The sequence below is a fragment of the Bacillus sp. FSL R5-0447 genome (genome assembly GCF_038606125.1).
GTDB classification, from domain to species: Bacteria; Bacillota; Bacilli; order Bacillales; family Bacillaceae; genus Bacillus; species Bacillus velezensis.
Map to the genome: position 1 here is coordinate 3,119,878 of NZ_CP152012.1, position 14,763 is coordinate 3,134,640.

The 14,763-nt window shown below is 47.5% G+C and carries 15 protein-coding genes; 4 read left to right on the plus strand and 11 right to left on the minus strand.

Translation table 11 applies throughout. The features are described from left to right. Positions 1–32 precede the first annotated feature (32 nt). From NYE68_RS15565 to NYE68_RS15575, 3 genes are all read right to left on the minus strand, one after another. Positions 33–521, minus strand: a complete 489-nt coding sequence (locus NYE68_RS15565) for an HPP family protein (RefSeq protein WP_324636946.1) — start codon at positions 519–521, stop codon at positions 33–35. Positions 522–961: 440 nt separating this feature from the next. After that, positions 962–1,543: a CGNR zinc finger domain-containing protein gene (locus tag NYE68_RS15570; protein WP_324636508.1), complete on the minus strand. Its 582-nt coding sequence runs from the start codon at positions 1,541–1,543 to the stop codon at positions 962–964. A 356-nt stretch (positions 1,544–1,899) separates the two neighbouring features. Next, the gene (locus NYE68_RS15575; RefSeq protein ID WP_003152370.1) at positions 1,900–2,973 is read right to left on the minus strand and encodes a M42 family metallopeptidase; all 1,074 of its coding nucleotides are present in this window, start codon (positions 2,971–2,973) and stop codon (positions 1,900–1,902) included. Between the two features lie 158 nt (positions 2,974–3,131). Here NYE68_RS15575 and NYE68_RS15580 point away from each other — a divergent pair, with 158 nt between their 5' ends. Then, entirely contained in the window at positions 3,132–3,449 is a 318-nt protein-coding gene (locus NYE68_RS15580) for a PepSY domain-containing protein (protein WP_003152366.1), read from the plus strand. 55 nt (positions 3,450–3,504) lie between these two features. Here NYE68_RS15580 and NYE68_RS15585 read toward each other — a convergent pair whose 3' ends face one another. The 3 genes from NYE68_RS15585 to trmB form a co-directional block, all read right to left on the minus strand. Beyond that, positions 3,505–5,202, minus strand: coding sequence for an NAD-dependent malic enzyme (locus tag NYE68_RS15585; RefSeq protein ID WP_007408782.1), 1,698 nt, complete (start codon positions 5,200–5,202; stop codon positions 3,505–3,507). A 78-nt stretch (positions 5,203–5,280) separates the two neighbouring features. After that, on the minus strand, positions 5,281–6,126 hold the full coding sequence (locus tag NYE68_RS15590) for an MBL fold metallo-hydrolase (protein WP_012118216.1): 846 nt from the start codon (positions 6,124–6,126) through the stop codon (positions 5,281–5,283). Between the two features lie 58 nt (positions 6,127–6,184). Beyond that, positions 6,185–6,838, minus strand: coding sequence for a tRNA (guanosine(46)-N7)-methyltransferase TrmB (trmB, locus tag NYE68_RS15595; protein ID WP_003152359.1), 654 nt, complete (start codon positions 6,836–6,838; stop codon positions 6,185–6,187). Between the two features lie 185 nt (positions 6,839–7,023). Between trmB and NYE68_RS15600 the strand changes: the two genes are divergently transcribed. Then, the gene (locus NYE68_RS15600; protein ID WP_003152357.1) at positions 7,024–7,302 is read left to right on the plus strand and encodes a YtzH-like family protein; all 279 of its coding nucleotides are present in this window, start codon (positions 7,024–7,026) and stop codon (positions 7,300–7,302) included. Here the strand turns inward: NYE68_RS15600 and NYE68_RS15605 are convergent, their stop codons facing one another. The 4 genes from NYE68_RS15605 to thpR form a co-directional block, all read right to left on the minus strand. Beyond that, positions 7,303–8,100: a phosphotransferase family protein gene (locus tag NYE68_RS15605; RefSeq protein WP_003152355.1), complete on the minus strand. Its 798-nt coding sequence runs from the start codon at positions 8,098–8,100 to the stop codon at positions 7,303–7,305. It lies immediately after the preceding gene. Positions 8,101–8,370: 270 nt separating this feature from the next. Further along, positions 8,371–9,300, minus strand: coding sequence for a YegS/Rv2252/BmrU family lipid kinase (locus NYE68_RS15610; protein WP_324636507.1), 930 nt, complete (start codon positions 9,298–9,300; stop codon positions 8,371–8,373). Positions 9,301–9,352: 52 nt separating this feature from the next. After that, positions 9,353–10,285 (minus strand): hypothetical protein, encoded by a 933-nt coding sequence (locus NYE68_RS15615; protein WP_324636506.1) that lies wholly within the window; start codon positions 10,283–10,285, stop codon positions 9,353–9,355. A 26-nt stretch (positions 10,286–10,311) separates the two neighbouring features. After that, positions 10,312–10,863: an RNA 2',3'-cyclic phosphodiesterase gene (gene thpR / locus NYE68_RS15620; RefSeq protein ID WP_061890775.1), complete on the minus strand. Its 552-nt coding sequence runs from the start codon at positions 10,861–10,863 to the stop codon at positions 10,312–10,314. A gap of 89 nt (positions 10,864–10,952) precedes the next feature. On the opposite strand from thpR, the gene cysK reads away from it, so the two are divergent. After that, entirely contained in the window at positions 10,953–11,924 is a 972-nt protein-coding gene (gene cysK, locus NYE68_RS15625) for a cysteine synthase A (protein ID WP_095352847.1), read from the plus strand. A 37-nt stretch (positions 11,925–11,961) separates the two neighbouring features. Here the strand turns inward: cysK and pepV are convergent, their stop codons facing one another. Beyond that, a complete protein-coding gene (pepV, locus tag NYE68_RS15630; RefSeq protein ID WP_324636505.1) occupies positions 11,962–13,353 on the minus strand; it encodes a dipeptidase PepV in 1,392 nt (463 codons plus the stop codon). Between the two features lie 95 nt (positions 13,354–13,448). Here pepV and NYE68_RS15635 point away from each other — a divergent pair, with 95 nt between their 5' ends. Continuing rightward, positions 13,449–14,753, plus strand: coding sequence for an NCS2 family permease (locus NYE68_RS15635; protein WP_324636504.1), 1,305 nt, complete (start codon positions 13,449–13,451; stop codon positions 14,751–14,753). The last annotated feature ends 10 nt before the right edge of the window (positions 14,754–14,763 follow it).

Sequence of the window (14,763 nt, forward strand, 5' to 3'; positions counted from 1 at the left end):
TAACGGATACATATGCTGCTCGTTGAAATTGATTAAAACCAAAAAGTGGGATACTGCCGGTTATTTCGCAAGTTATTAATAATAACTGCTGCCGCAACAATAATTACAGACCCCACAAAAACCGGAAAAGCTAAATAGCTCCAGGCATACGCCCCTTGAATCACTACAATAGGGTCCGCTCCAGCAGGTGGATGAGTAGTCTTTGTAACCGCCATAAAAAATATAGCTAGCCCCACTCCTAAAGCCAATGTCCAGGGATGAGAACCAAAAAGATTATATATAACAAGTCCAGTCAATGTCGAGATGAAGTGTCCGCCAATAATATTTCTAGGTTGTGATAAAGGGGCATTCCACGCTCCGAAAGCCAGTACACAACTTGCCCCAAAAGGCGCCATCAGCCACAGAGATCCAGTTTTATAGGTTATCAGTGACAAGATTAAAATTGTTATAAAACCACCTAATAAGCCTGTTGAAGCATCTTTAACATTTACTTTTAAAGGACTTTTTCCTCCTCCTTTCATTTTTTTGAAATAATAACCTTTTTTACTTTGTGCATTTTCTGCTGTTTGCTCAATCTTCAATATAACCCCTCCTTTTCACTAAGTTTAAATCAACTTAACTAACCTGTAAATGACATTTTATGAGGTTATAATTTAAAGATTACAATCCATCCCTCTTCATGGATCATTCTTCTCTTCAAAAGGGATCCTTTAAGAACGCTTGCGGTAACATTTTTTTGTTTGAAATTTTAAACGTTCATTTGGTTTTAGCTACGAATGAGTTGTTTTATGAAACCATATTTTTGTTTTCGTTATGAATTGTTTTCAAAAAAGACAAACAGCCTTACCCAAAGAAATATTGAGATAAGGCTGTTCATTAATTTTTATTTATACATGATGATTCAACATTAAAATAAAGTGCAAGATTTGTTTCGACAACAATGTAGTAGAGGAAATTCGTTTTATGTTTTCTTAAGATGACGGGAAACCTTTTCTCTGTTACCGCATATTTTCATTGAACACCATTTTCTCCTTCCGGTGTTATCAAGGAACAATAGCACGCATTCCTCATTAGCACATCGCTTAATTAAATTGATCTTTTTTGTATATATAAGCGATAACCCTTCATAAGCGATGAGCGACATAATTGCATCATCAATTTTTCCAATCGGAATACGAGCGAGTTTAGCATCGAGAATCTTATATGAAAATGGAGCCGATTCAATCTTTTTTTCTAAAAAAGTGATAAAAGATTCTTCAGGTTCTTCATCATCTGCAATTTTCTCGAAATTTTCTCTTAGTATTGATCGAAACTTTAGTATTTTCTCAACCATCACAGTTGACAATTCATCTTTTGCTTTTTTTAAAGTTGATTGATTGAAAAAAGGGGTTCCTTTCCCCATTAACCTTAACCATTCCAAAAGATCCTCTTTTGATTTTATTAAATTATGACGCTTACCATAACTCACCACCTCAGTATTAACCAGATCAAGAGGAAGATGGTTAGAGATAAGAGGAAATTTTATGTTTGTCTTTTTTGGCATAATCATACCTCCTTGCAGAGCAAATAAAGCATACAAATGTCACTCGACTTTGTGAAATCACTACTCATCTCAATGCGTGCAGCATGTTTTTGATCTGAAACGTTACCTTCCAGATCAAATTCCGGCATTTGTTCACATCAATCCATGAATTAAGATAAAACCCTTCATAGTAACACTAAAGGTTCAGGATTGTTTATTTAGATTGGAACAATTTTGATAATAATATTGAGAAGCATTTACAATACGCTTTACACCTATATTCACAACAAAGAACTGTCTAGATCATGCGGCTTAAAACAAAATGTAAAAACAGCAGTCAATAAGTACTCAAGGAGACTTATTGACTGCTTATTTTTTCACACATTTTCTCTGATCGTTTCAACCGTCTGCTTGTCACTCGCCATGACCAGCTTAATGAGCATTTCTTTCGCCGCGGCATAATCATCGACATGGATGATGGCGGCATTTGTATGAATGTATCTTGAACAAATGCCGATGACGGCTGACGGAACCCCGCTGTTGGATATGTGAACCCGCCCGGCATCCGTTCCTCCGCCGGAAGCGAAATATTGATAAGGGATATTGTGCGTTTCCGCCATATCAAGGACGAACTCTCTCATCCCGCGGTGCATGACCGTCGTTCTGTCGAGAATGCGGAGCAGCACCCCCTCGCCGAGACGGCCGAACAGCTCCTTATCGCCGCTCATATCATTTGCCGGGCTGGCATCAAGCGCGAAAAAGAGATCAGGCTGAATCATGTTGGCCGCTGTCTGCGCCCCTCTCAAGCCGACTTCCTCCTGAACGGTGGCCCCGGCGTACAGATTGTTCGGCAGGTCTTTTCCGTGCAGCTCTTTTAATAGTTCAATGCTTAGCCCGCAGCCGTAGCGGTTATCCCACGCTTTGGACAATATTTTCTTCTCGTTGGCCATCGGGGTGAACGGGCAGACAGGCACGACCTGCTGTCCCGGTCTGATCCCCATTTTGACCGCGTCCTCTCTGTCATCGGCACCGATATCAATCATCATATTTTTGATCTCCATCGGCTTTGCGCGCTGGGCATCCGTTAAAATGTGGGGCGGGATGCTTGAGATGACGCCGATAATCGGTCCGTTATCCGTCTGCACCTCGACGCGCTGGGCAAGCAGCACCTGACTCCACCAGCCGCCGAGCGTCTGAAATCTCAGCATGCCGTTATCCGTAATCTGCGTTACCATAAACCCGACTTCGTCCATATGGCCGGCTACCATAACGGTCGGCGCATCTTCAGCGCCGCGCCTTACTCCGAAAACACTTCCGAGTCTGTCCTGCACGATGTCATCCGCATATTTCGCAAGCTCCCGTTTCATAAAGGAGCGGACCTGATGTTCATTTCCCGGTGCGCCGGGAAGCTGCGTCAGCGTCCGGAAAAGCGTTTTCGTTTCCTCATTCATATTTTCCCCTCATTTCTATGTAATGCTTTTATTTTATTAGAAAAACAACCGTTTTCCAAGCGCTCAGATTGAATGGGCTGGAAAACCGCCGCTTTACTTAACACCGTCTGGCATCTTCTGTATAATAAAAACTACGACATAATTGGAGGTGCTTCATATTGAAATTACGTCATTTTCTCTTAGGTGCAGGAGTCGGATTATGCGCTGCCATCGCAGTGAAAAAGTATGCGATGAAACCTTATATCTCTTCAGAAAAAGCGCTCCGTATCGTGAAAGCGGCTTTTAAACAGCGCGGGCCGATAGACGGATCATGGATTTACACAGAGCCCGAGCCCTACCAGGTAAACGGAGAAACCATCCAGGTATACAAGACCGGCGTGACACGTTCGGCATTCGGCGAACTGGAGCAATATGAAGTTATGGTCAATGCAAAAACAGGCCAGATTGTCGATGTCATTGATTCTGTCGCCTCATAATTCGGACAAGCAAAAAATAAAGCCCAAAACCATCAGCGTTTTGGGCTTTATTCGGTTACATCGGCCGAATTCGTTTATATACGGGGTGCCACATCGCGTCCTGCACCGCTTGGATCAGATCCTCGGGTTCCGTTTCCGCTACACCGTCCTGAATCGCAGCTTTAGCTACAGCTACCGCCACAGTTGCCGATACCGTCCTGAGATCCTCCACTTTCGGAAGCATCGGCGCCCCCGGCTTGCCGACGTCCACCATACCGGCGATGGCATTCGCGCAGGCAACGAACATATTGTCCGTAATGAGCCTTGCTTTTGTCACAATCGTGCCGAGTCCGAGTCCCGGGAATACGAGCGCGTTGTTCGCCTGTCCGATATGGTAGGTAACGCCGTTATACGCAACAGGCGGAAACGGACTACCCGTAGTGACAAGCGCGCGGCCTTCCGTCCATTTAATCAAATCTTCAGGTTTTGCTTCTGATAATGTCGTCGGGTTTGACATCGGCAAAATAGCGGGCCGTTTGACATGCGAGGCCATTTCTTTGACGATTTCTTCCGTAAATGCGCCTGATACGGTGGATGTGCCGATCAGAATCGTCGGCTTGGCCTGACGCACCGTCTCCGCCAGATCAATTGATCCGCCTTCACCGCTGCGGCCGTACTCTTTCACTTCATCAGCAGGGCGCGCGTACGGAACCTGAAAATCACGCAAGTCCTTCATATCATCCGTTAACAATCCGTTTCTGTCGATACACCAAAAATGGCTGTAGGATTCTTCTTCGCTTAATCCGTCATGCACCATGGCTTCGCGCAGCTGCTCAGCAATTCCGATACCGGCCGTTCCCGCGCCGAAGACGACGACTTTATGCTCTTTTAAAGGCACTTTTGATGCTTTTGCACACGCTAAAACAGCTGCAAGCGATACCGCGCCCGTTCCTTGAATGTCATCGTTAAACGTACAGACTTTATCTTTATACCGTTTTAATATGCCGCGGGCGTTAGCCGTACCGAAATCCTCCCAATGAAGCAGCGCATTCGGGAATGTTTCCCGGGCAAGCGAGACATACTCATCAATAAAGCGGTCATATTTCTCGCCGCGCACTCTTGAATGCTGGTTTCCGACATACAGCGGGTCATTTAAGAGGCTTTCCTGATTTGTCCCCGCGTCCAATACGACCGCAAGCACTCGTGACGGATCAATTCCGGCCGCCGCCGTATATACCGCGAGTTTTCCGACAGAAATGGCGATGCCGCCGACGCCCCAGTCACCGATTCCCAGAATGCCCTCCGCATCTGTGGCAACGATTAAGTCTATGTTTTCATTTTTTCCGAACTGCTGAAATGCGGCGCGCATTCCTTCAGGATCATCTATTGACAAATACAGACCGCGGGGTTTTCTGTACTCATGGCTGTAACGCTGGATCGCAGTGCCGACGGTCGGCGTATATACGATCGGCAGCATTTCGCCTAAATGATCATTTAACAGCCTGTAAAATAACGTTTCATTCCGGTCATGGAGAGCGGTCAAGTAGACATTTTTGCTCAGCTCATCAGGCTGCGAACTGAATTGTTCGTAGGCCCGCCTCGCCTGCTCTTCGATTGTCAATACTTTCGGCGGCAGAAAGCCCTCGAGCCCGAGTTCCTTTCTTTCCTCCTGTGTAAAGGCCACCCCTTTATTTAAAAAAGGCGTAGAAAGCACTTCTAATCCGCGCAGAGTTGTTTTGATTTCTCCATCTTTCGTCACTTGAAATTGATTCACCTGTCTCTTCCTTTCAAAGCAATTTGTCTTAGGTTTGCTTTTATTCCCGAAATTCATACAGGCAAATCATCGATCCGCTTATTTTTTCTCCCGTTTAACAGATGCAGCCACTTCGCCGTCTTCTCCCCATTTTACCGCTCTGTAAATCGCGTCGTGATAGAAAATCAGCCAGGCGTCTTTTTCTGCCGCGAACGTCTGCCATTTCTGCTTTTCTGGAATAGAGGTCATCGGATAATCATCATAGGCCAGCACCCATAACGGATTTTTATGCGCATTCGTCGGCATCAGGTCGGCAAAATGCACAGCCGCCTCCCCACCGTCTTCTAAGACGATGACGCTGTGGCCGTCGCTGTGGCCGCCGGTGTGGTGCATCGTAATGCCTTCTGTCAGCTGATACTCGTTTTCAAAGGTTTCGACCTGATCTTGTACCGCCTCCCAATTTTCTCTCCAATATGTATTTTTCGATCTGATATTAGGGTTTCTCATTTCGCGCCACTCTGTTGCAGAAGTGATAATGCGGGCATTCGGGAAAACAGAGACAAGCTCCTCTCCGCTGTACTCCGTCAGGCCGCATGCATGGTCAAAATGAAGATGGGTCATCGCGGCAATATGAATGTCCTCACAAGAAAGCCCGAGGTCACGAAGAGATTGTTTCAGATTGGATTCCTGTGTTACGCCGTAATTCCTTTTTTGTTTATCAGAGAATTTCCCTCGGCCGATACCCGCGTCAACCAATATATTCAGGCCGTTTTTTCTGATCAGAATCGGGTCTGTTCTTAATTCAATCTGGTTTTTGTCATTTACGGGGTATTTTCTCGACCATAAAGGTTTCGGAACAACGCCGAACATCGCTCCGCCGTCCATATGCGTTACACCGCCGTCCAGCCATGTTAATGAAATATTCCCAATATTCAATGTCTCCATCTTGATCCCTCCTGATGTAATGGTAGCAAATGGCGGCATAAAAAAACAGACTCCCGCATCAGAGTCTGTCTTTTGTTCTCCATTCAACTTCGGCCCGGTAAATCGGCTGGCCGAGCGCGGAGAATTTTTCTTCGTATTCTGTCATAATATTGCCCTTCGGATCGCTGTTGTGCAGATCAAGGCTGACTTCCGTCAGAAGCAGGCCGTATTCGGAAAAGCTTTTCAGAGAGTATTCGAATAAACCGCGGTTATCGGTTTTAAAATGAATCTCACCTGTTTCGCCCATCACTTCTTCGTATTTTTTCAAGAACGTTTTAAATGTTAAACGGCGCTTTTCGTGGCGGTTTTTCGGCCACGGGTCAGAAAAGTTTAAATATACGCGCTTGATTTCTCCCCGTTCAAATACGTCATTCAGTGTTTCCGCGTCTATATTTAACAAACGGACATTGTGAGCCCCGCTGTCCTTAACTTTTTGGACGGCAGTGACGATGACGCTTTTAAACAGCTCAATCCCGATATAGTTGATATCCGGATTCTGCTTGGCCATTCCTGAAATGAACTGCCCTTTTCCCGTACCGACTTCAATATGGATCGGGTTGTCATTGCCAAAGACCGTGTTCCACCGCCCTTTATACTGGGCCGGATCACTGATGGCGATGTCAGCGTTTTCTGCCAGAAAATCATTCGCCCAAGGTTTATGGCGCATTCTCATATGATTGACACCTCTATCTATAATTTCGAGTAACAACATACCATGAAACATAAAGAGCCGCAAGCGCCTTTTAAAGGCGCCGGCTGCATAAAAAAAGAGGCTCCCCGGTCCGGAACACTCATGTGATGCATAAAACCGCACCGCTTTGCACAATGTATGACACAGAAAGGATGTGTATATGAATCATGGGCTTAACAAGCGAACATCAGGTCCGGTTATTAAAGGACATACTGGCCGACCATCAATTGGATTGCTGCGGCACGGTTGCCGAGTATGAACAGCTGGAGCGCGTCATCAAATCACTGATGGCCAACACCGGGCTTGATTCAAATATAAAAAACGTGCTCGAGGATGTCTACCGCTACAGCCAGTCCGGCATCACGGCCGATTCCATCGACACGCATATTCAGGAGCACCAAAACCATTTGTCCCAATGGGTGGAGCAGATGGATTCGTACTCCTGACTACTTGACAATCCGCTTCATCAGGGCATGAAGCTCTTCCATGGCATCATGATACGCTTTGTCGTTTCCTTTTGATTTGTGCCAGGCGATGAAGGTGATGGTCTCTGATAACATGTACCACGCCATCCGCAGCCGAAGCCCTTCCGTGAGCTTCATGCCGTACATCCCAAGCCAGCTGTCCCACGCTGGCTCTTCGACGTAATGATACAATAAAGGGCCGAGATCCATGGCCGGATCAGCTATCATGGCGCCGTCCCAATCTATTAAATACAGCTGGTTGTCTTCAGACAGAAGCCAGTTATTATGATTCACATCACAATGGCAAACGACTTTTTCACCGAATTGCACCTGATCCACATGAGCTTCCAAATAAGCAAGGCCTTCCTGAATAAGCGGCGAAAATTGCCGCACGGCAAAGACGGCCTGCTTCAGCTGCGACAAAAGGGCGCCCGGATCAAGCGGTTCTTTTCCCAATCTTTTCAGCATGTCGAGCAAAGCTTTTGATGTGTGGATTTTGCGGAGCAGCTCAGCCACCGGGCGTCCGCTCATATCCTTTGCCTTCAGCTCCCTGCCCGCCATCCAATGCTGAGCCGTAATGACGTCTCCGTTTTCCATCCGTTTCGTCCAAACCAGCTTCGGAACAATGCCTTCGGCGGATAACACGGCTAAAAAGGGCGAGCTATTACGTTTTAAAAAAAGCTGTTGGCCGTTATGTTTCGCATAATATGCATCTCCTGTAGCTCCTCCGGCGGGGAAGATCTCCCAATCGCTACCTAGTAATTGTCCCAACCAGTTCATATCAATGTTCAACCCATCATTTCTTAAAATATTTTAGAATAGGCCTCCAGCCTTTCTCTATTGGCGGAGCGGCCTGTCATAAACAATTTCATGAGAATAAAAAAGACAGCTATTGAGAGTCTCATATGCTAATCAATAGCCGTCCTATAAATTTTAGCGCTACAGCACAAACTTCGTCAAGCAAAACTAGCAAGAACACCTGTGAATTCTGAAGATTTATGCCGCGAACCGCTCTTTGCCGTAAAACATTTGACGGGTTTCATTTGTTTATTATGTTTTTATTTTCAACGGCGTACCGCCCGGCATAAGCCGAAACGGCGTCGTTCCGATCAGCTCGCCGTCAGCGTGAAACGGAATTTTCCCATCTGTTTCAAAAACGAATTCCTTCCCCTTTATCATCGTCACTCCGTCCATTTTGATATGCCGGCCGAAGCTCATCGCCCATAAAAAACGATACAGCGAGAAAAAGGACAGGTTTTCTGCGATGACAATATCAAAATGGTTTTGACGGGGATTTGCTGAAGGCGCCGCTTTCATGCCGCCTCCGTAATAAGGGTGATTAGCCGCTATGACAAACCAGACATTGCGGAATTCTCGCCTCTGGCCGTCTGCCGTGCAAACAAATCTGAACGGCTGAAACCCCGAGGCCGTATGTAAATGCGCGAGCGGGTAAATCACAAAGCCGAGACGCAAAAACCGAAGAACGCGCGATAACGGAAAATTCGCCGCTGCCTTCAAAACTGAGGCATCGAAGCCGACAGACAGGTGGTTAATAAAATAAAGTGATTGCGTTGTGTCATGAAAAAAGTTGATGTTTCCCGCAAAAAATTTCCGTGTGAGCGGGCGGTGCAGACTTTTGATTTCTTGGAGGAGCGCCGACTTCTTAATACCGAGCCCTTTGGAAAAGTCATTGTACGAACCGGCGGGCACAAAGGTCAGCTCAATCTGGTCCGTTCCTTTCAGTCCGTTAATGACTTCATGCATCGTCCCGTCACCGCCGATGACGAACAGCCGCTTAAGCTTATGATCCTGCATCATTGAAATCTGCCTCGCCAGCACTTCCGCATGTCCGGGACGCCCGGTCAAAAAAGAGCGGTGGCTGACCCCGCGCCTGTTCAGCTCTTTTTGAACTGATTTCCAGACACGCCGGCCCCGCCCGCCTCCTGAGACCGGATTAATAATAAAAAACCATTGACTCATCGTTTGTTTTCACCTTCTTCATAGATGAAGAGACAGCCGGCAAACGTCCGTTTTAATCTAGCCATTCCTGTCTCCGGCTTGAATTGCTCAAGCCGTAAGACAAAAGAGCCTTCGCCGCCTTCAGCTGGTGGTGCTTGATCGGCGCCGTATTTTTCTGCTGCTTTTCCAGCCACTCTGCGGCAGTCCGTTTATCAGCTATTTCCAGCCCGTACGGCGGCTCCGGATAATCAATATAAGACGTTCTGCTGAGCAAAAGCTTCCGCACGGGAATGTCGGCCTTCTTTTCTTTTACGATTTGCGAAACGACCGAGCCTGTCCGGTGCAGGCTGAGAGACGGATTCAATACTTGACGCGTGCTGCCGGAGCCCCTTTCTTCCCAAAAACGGTGTTTTGAACCGATATATACGCTGTCCTCTTCCGCTTCCATAAAAGCGGCGCAGAAAATCTCCAGCGGCGAGATGATGATCATGCTCAGTTCGACGGACGCCTGCTGAATTTGCAGAACCGGATGATACATCACAAAATAGGAATCGGGCAGCTTTTGAGCCAGCATTTTTAACATCCCGTCCCTTTTGACCGCCTGTGAAAGCTCAGACTTTTGAGAAAGCGTGGAGCTCGCCCATTTTAATTGAAAGTCATACAGCTGATCTTTGAAAAAAGGCGCGAGCTCAGACTTTCGAGACGGGAGATTCCCGAACAGCGCCTCTTCTCCCTCCGGCTCATCAAACCATTGGTGCCTCTTTTCATTTATATCGGCCGTATTTTCTTCTTTTCTCTTTTTTAAGGAAAATATTTTCCTGGCCGGCGCTTGATCGGTTTCCCCGCCGGCAGCCGTTTCCGTTTCTTTTTCTTCCGTCATCCGGTCAAACGCTTCAAGAAGCGCCTCAAAGCGTTCTTTCTTCAGCCGGATAAACTGGTTCATATAATGATATGGATCAAGTTCATATCTGGATATGCAGTCGTGAATTTTGATGATCTGTGCCATGTGATTTCTCCACTCCGAATATTTGTTTATGTCAATTGAAACTGTGCGATTTCTTCGTATTTAGGCGACCGGTCAAGATGGGTCTGAAACAGGGAAAACCGGCTGACGGCACTTTGCACCCTGCCGCTTTCAAACGGCAGATCGTCAGGAAACGGCCGGTCTCCCGCCCACTTCCGCGCCATCGTCATATGAGGGTGATACGGGCGTTTTTCCACTTGAAAACCGGCTTTCAAAACAGCCTGTTTTGTTTTTTCCCGCAAATCAAAGAGCAGTTCATTCCGTTCGGGCTCAAGGTGAAGCACTCTCGGCTGTCTGCGGTCGCCGAAAATATCCAGATGCTGAAACTGGACGGTAAACGGCTGCGCTGCCGACGCAGCATCTGCGAGCAGAGACGATAATTTCGCAAGCCGTTCTTCATCCGCGGCTCCGAGAAAAATGAGTGTAATATGATAGTCATGCGGGTGCACCCATTTTTTGAATGATAACGCCGGCTCCTTTTTGGCTGCTTCCCAAATCGGTTCAGCAATGTCAGCCGGAATCGGAATGCCGATAAAATAATGCGGCAATGAAGCTCTCATACGAGGATCTCCCCCTCTTTGGTTATGGTGTTATTATAAAACGGATAAGCGGAGAGGAGAACCCTGTCCGCTCATTATGATAGGATATTATGTACCGAACGTTTTATACAGAAAGGAATGAGCCGGCCTTGAAAATCGTAAACAGCACGGCGGAGCTGATCGGCGGCACACCGATCGTAAAGCTCAATCGTCTTCAGCCAGAACATGCAGCACAGGTCTATTTAAAATTAGAATCGTTTAACCCGAGCGGCAGTGTCAAAGACAGAGCGGCTTACAATATGATCATTGAGGCGGAAAACAGCGGGCATTTAAAACCCGGCTCTGTCATCATCGAACCGACAAGCGGCAACACAGGCATCGGCCTGGCGATGAACGCGGCGGCGCGCGGCTACAAGGCAATCCTCGTCATGCCTGACACGATGACGAAAGAACGCATCAACCTCCTGAAAGCGTACGGCGCGGAGGTTGTGTTAACACCGGGGGCGGAAAGAATGCCCGGCAGCATCAAAAAAGCGAAAGAACTCGCCGAACAGATTCCGGGAAGTTTTATCCCTATGCAATTCGATAACGGCGCAAATCCAGATGCCCACCGAAAAACGACCGCCATTGAAATCTATCAGGCCGTTCAGCAGCTCAACAGACCGCTCGGTGCTTTTGTGGCAACGGCGGGAACGGGCGGAACCATTACCGGAACCGGAGAAACGCTGAGGGAGCTTTTCCCGGATATGATTGTTCATGTCGCCGAGCCCGCGGGGTCTCCCGTCCTGTCTGGCGGAAAACCCGGCGCTCATAAGCTTGTCGGGACAAGCCCCGGATTTATTCCCGGCATACTGAATCAGGACGTTTACGATGAAATCATGAAAATATCTGATGAAGATGCGTATACGACAACACGCCGTCTGGCCCGGGAAGAAGGTATACTCGTCGGCCCGTCTTCAGGCGCCGCCTGCTTCGCCGCCATTGAAACCGCAAAACGCCTCCCTTCCGAACAGATCGTCATCTGTATGACGGCCGATACGGGAGAACGTTATTTATCAACGGATTTATGGTCATTTGAATGATAAAAAGGGATGCCGCTTTCGGCGTCCCTTTTTATTATCACTTGGCAAGCTCATAAATGGCTTCGGCGTATAAAGCGGTTGACCGGAGAAGGTCATCGATTTCAATGTACTCATCCTTTTGATGCGCGCTGTCAGGCCGGCCGGGGAACAGCGGCCCGAACGCGACGCCCGCCGAAAGGGATCTCGCATACGTTCCTCCGCCGATTGAAATCAGATCCGCTTTCTTTCCCGTCTGTCCTTCGTAAACCTTTTGAAGCATCTTTACGAGCGGATGATCGGCAGAAACGTGGTGCGGTTTGCTGTCTTTAAATTCTTCAAGCCGGAATTCTTCAGCAGACGTAAAAGCATCACGGATGACTTTGCTGTCTGAAGTGACGGGATAACGGATGTTGATGCCGAGTTCTCCTTCCTCACCCTTTCTGTATGTAAAGGTGCCGACATTCAATGTAAGCTCTCCGCTGATGTCATCCCTGCAATTAATTTTCAGTTTTTTGCCTCGTGTATCATTTAAAAAATAGTCACTGACGGTTTTGACAAAGTGCTTTCCGGCTTCATCCAGCTCTGTTCCGTTAAGGCATTCAGCAAGCTTTAAGCCGGCATTGACACCATTATCCGGTTCCATCGCGTGGCATGATTTTCCGTATACCCGAAGCGTCAGTTTTCCATTTTCCGAAACTGCTTCACCTTGTGTTTTTGACTGCTCAAGCCATTTGCTGAAATATGCGTGCACGGCATCAAGACCGTCCCCTTCAATAACCGCTTCAGCCGCATCCGGCACCATGTTCAAGCGCAGTCCTGAACGGAATGACAGTAGCCCGTTTTTTGCGTCTTTGTCAGAAGCGCTTTTTGCAATGCGCAGTGACGCATCTATAATTCCTTTTTCGGCGTTAATGATCGGAAAATCCGCGTCAGGAGCAAAGCCGATGTCAGGCATTTTTTCGTGTTTGAAATAGTGATCCACACATCTCCAATCACTTTCTTCATCCGTTCCGATGATGATTCTCACGCGTTTGGATAAAGGGAGCTGCATGTCTTTGACGATTTTCAGCGCATAAAACGCCGCCATTGTCGGCCCTTTATCATCTATGGCGCCTCTGGCATATATCCGGCCGTCCCTGATATCGGCTGAAAACGGATCGCTCGTCCAGCCGTCTCCGGGCGGAACGACATCGACGTGGCACAGAACGCCGACGATTTCGTCACCCGTTCCCCATTCAATATGGCCCGCATAGCCATCAAGATTCTTTACGGTGAAGCCTTCTTTTTCACCGAATTCCAGCAGTGACGTCAGGCTGGCATTGACGCCTTCTCCAAACGGCCGGCCGGGACCGGCTGTTGATTCGTCCATTACGCTGTTGATCTGCAAAAACTTCTGCGTGTCACGGATCAGATCTTCTTTGTTTCTGATGACTTCAACTTCCCAGTTCATCACAAATCCCCTTTCTTGATAAAGACTTGCAAAATGTCGATAAAACGAATAATATAGATGATGTTTTGAAAAAATGTTCGTCATTGGAGGTACTTATGTTTCATCTCGACAAGCATCAAACGACAATAAAAAGAGAAATTACCGCGGGATTGACCACCTTTTTCACAATGGTGTATATCATTGTCGTCAATCCGGTGATCCTTTCCAATGCGGGAATTCCGTTTGACCAGGTGTTCACCGCGACGATTATCGCTTCCATTGTCGGAACTTTATGGATGGCTCTCGCTGCGAATTTTCCGATCGCCATTGCCCCCGGCATGGGCTTAAACGCGTATCTTGCCTTTCACGTTGTCGGCACAGGCAGCGGCATTACGTATCAGACGGCTTTCAGCGCCGTTTTTATCGCGGGAGTCATCTTTATTATTTTATCGTTAACGCCTTTAAGAAAACAACTTATAGAAGCGATTCCGGACAATTTAAAATACGGAATTACGACCGGCATCGGCTTATTTATCGCTTTTATCGGCTTACGCCAATCCGGAATCATCACGGCTGATAAATCTAATCTGGTCGCACTCGGCGATCTTCATTCGCCCGCCGTCATTTTAACGCTTATCGGACTTATCATCAGTATTGTACTGATGGTGCTGAATGTTAACGGGGCTCTGTTCATCGGCATGGCGCTGACCGCTATCATTGCCTTTTTGACCGGACAGATCCATTTCGCGAAAGGATTCATGTCCTTCCCGCACCTGCCGGAGGGGCTTTTGATCACAAATCCGTTCGGAGCCCTCGGGGATGTCGTGCATCACGGTCTGTACGCCGTTGTGTTTTCTTTTCTTCTCGTTACGATTTTTGACACGACCGGCACCATGATCGGTGTCGCCGAACAAGCGGGATTGATCAAAAACAATCAGCTGCCGAATGCCAGAAGAGCGCTGTTGGCTGATTCGACCGCTACGACGGTGGGAAGCATCTTCGGCACCAGCCCGACGACCGCGTTCGTTGAATCTTCAGCAGGTGTGGCGGCCGGCGGAAGAACGGGTCTGACGGCGCTGACGATTGCCGTTATGTTTGCCGTTTCCATGTTTTTCAGCCCGCTTGTCAGCGTCTTATCGGAAGTGTCCGCGATTACGTCACCGGCTCTGATTATTGTCGGCAGCCTGATGATGGGTGCTGTGTCGAATATCCGCTGGAATGAGCTTGATGAAGCGTTCCCGGCCTTTCTCGTCATTTTGGCGATGCCTTTAACGTCCAGTATTTCAACCGGAATCGCACTCGGCTTCATTTCATATCCGCTTGTTAAAGCAGCTAAGAAAAAATGGCGCGAAATCCATCCTTTAGTCATCATCTTCGCCGTGCTGTTTTTTCTTCAGCTTTTTATTTTGAACGGACATTAAGAAAAATCCC

Coding starts and splice junctions, on each gene's coding strand:
- NYE68_RS15565 (WP_324636946.1), bottom strand. CDS start 521: ATGAAAGGAGGAGGAAAAAGTCCTTTAAAAGTAAATGTTAAAGATGCT.
- NYE68_RS15570 (WP_324636508.1), bottom strand. CDS start 1,543: ATGCCAAAAAAGACAAACATAAAATTTCCTCTTATCTCTAACCATCTT.
- NYE68_RS15575 (WP_003152370.1), bottom strand. CDS start 2,973: ATGAATGAGGAAACGAAAACGCTTTTCCGGACGCTGACGCAGCTTCCC.
- NYE68_RS15590 (WP_012118216.1), bottom strand. CDS start 6,126: ATGGAGACATTGAATATTGGGAATATTTCATTAACATGGCTGGACGGC.
- trmB (WP_003152359.1), bottom strand. CDS start 6,838: ATGAGAATGCGCCATAAACCTTGGGCGAATGATTTTCTGGCAGAAAAC.
- NYE68_RS15600 (WP_003152357.1), top strand. CDS start 7,024: ATGGGCTTAACAAGCGAACATCAGGTCCGGTTATTAAAGGACATACTG.
- NYE68_RS15605 (WP_003152355.1), bottom strand. CDS start 8,100: ATGAACTGGTTGGGACAATTACTAGGTAGCGATTGGGAGATCTTCCCC.
- NYE68_RS15610 (WP_324636507.1), bottom strand. CDS start 9,300: ATGAGTCAATGGTTTTTTATTATTAATCCGGTCTCAGGAGGCGGGCGG.
- NYE68_RS15615 (WP_324636506.1), bottom strand. CDS start 10,285: ATGGCACAGATCATCAAAATTCACGACTGCATATCCAGATATGAACTT.
- thpR (WP_061890775.1), bottom strand. CDS start 10,863: ATGAGAGCTTCATTGCCGCATTATTTTATCGGCATTCCGATTCCGGCT.
- cysK (WP_095352847.1), top strand. CDS start 10,953: ATGTACCGAACGTTTTATACAGAAAGGAATGAGCCGGCCTTGAAAATC.
- pepV (WP_324636505.1), bottom strand. CDS start 13,353: ATGAACTGGGAAGTTGAAGTCATCAGAAACAAAGAAGATCTGATCCGT.
- NYE68_RS15635 (WP_324636504.1), top strand. CDS start 13,449: ATGTTTCATCTCGACAAGCATCAAACGACAATAAAAAGAGAAATTACC.